This window comes from Synechococcus sp. PCC 7336 (assembly GCF_000332275.1).
In the GTDB taxonomy this organism is placed as follows: Bacteria; Cyanobacteriota; Cyanobacteriia; order Thermostichales; family PCC-7336; genus PCC-7336.
The window spans coordinates 3463526-3464926 of the sequence record NZ_CM001776.1 but is presented as its reverse complement, the minus strand read 5'-3'; the positions used below and the strand labels follow the sequence as shown (position 1 = coordinate 3464926).

Annotated in this window: 1 protein-coding gene; it reads right to left on the bottom strand. The window is 57.7% G+C overall.

The features are described 5' to 3' along the window. Positions 1-1195: toprim domain-containing protein (locus SYN7336_RS33055; protein ID WP_255346727.1), on the bottom strand; the 1195-nt coding region annotated here is incomplete at its 3' end. Positions 1196-1401 lie beyond the last annotated feature (206 nt).

The window sequence follows — 1401 nt, the reverse complement described above, 5'->3', positions numbered from 1 at the left end:
GTTTGTTGGTTTGCTCTCCGACGACGCCGCAACGGTCGAAGTCTTGCAAAATACGCTCGAGCAGGTTGGGCTGTTTGAGCAGGTCCAGAGCGGCTTTCAGTTCCGTCTGGCTCATGTGGGGGACTTGAGTTTTGGGCTTGAGGGCCTGCTGGATCTGTTGGTCTTGCAGCTCCTCTAATTGCAACAGCACTTGAGCGAGATCTTGTTTGAGGATGTCGGTGGACAGACAGAGTTCGTGGCTAGCTTGTTTGAGAAAAGCGCTGCGGTGGCGGGCGTTGTAGAGGTCGAGGGTATCGATGTGGAAGGTCTTGTCGCGGCGGATGAGGAGGTTGAGCTTGAGTTGGTCGTAGCTGAGGTTCTTGTCTAGGCCCCGAATGCGGTAGTGACGTTCGCCGAAGCTGAGTTTGATTTCGTGCTCTTTGATATCGGCCTTAGGTAGTTCAGCTTCTTGCGGGTCGGGCTCGCGCTCCGGTTGTGGTGTCGAAGTCGGAGCGGCTAAGGGAGGGGGTTGAGGGGGAGTTTTGCCTTTGCCCATCCACTCAGCTTTACGAATGGCAGCTCCCAGACGCTCGGCGGGGTCGGAGACGGCTTGAGCGTAGGCGTTGGCGTCCATGCCTTGGGGGAAGAGCAGGCGGAAGCATTCAATGCCTTTGTCCATCAAGGTTTGTGCTAGCTTCTCAGCGGCAGTATTACCCGCGCTGTCGCGGTCGTAGGCGATGTAGACCCGAGTGATGGCCTGCTGCTCGAAGGCGGCTAAATGGTCGAAGGTAAAGCCACTGGTGCCGTAGCTGCTGGTGACGTTGCGGTAACCATGAACCCAAAAAGTCATCGCGTCAATTAACGACTCGCACAGGATCGCTTCCGAGCTGGCGGATAAGGCGGAGAGATTCCAGACGCCGCGATGGGGGCCGGGAAGGTAGAGATGTTGGACGGTGCCTTGGCGTAAGCGTTGACCGATCTTGCGACCGTAGACTTCGTGAATGACATCGGTTTCATCCAGCACTGGCACCACCAGACAGCCGTTGAAATGTTCGTGACCGCTTTGACGGAGTAGGCCGATGTCTTGTAGTTGGGTGCGAATGGCAGCGCCGGGTTTGCGGTTCTTTTGAGGCAGGCGATAGCTGAGGGTGCGGTTGGCATAGCCCAGCTTGAATTGCTGCACCAGTTCGCTGCTGTGTAGGCCGCGACTTTGCAGGTAAGCCAGGGCATCGGGGGACTCGGTTAGGGTGCGGTGGTAATGGTCGATGACTTGCTGGAGTAGCCGCTGGTTGTCGGGGTTGGCGGCTAAGGGTGGGAGTTTGGGAGTGCTGCTGCGTTTGATGGGTTGAGCGGGGGTGGGTTATCGGCATCGAGATGGGGGAGTCGTGTTTGAGCAGTTCGATGGCGTGGCGGAAGCTGACG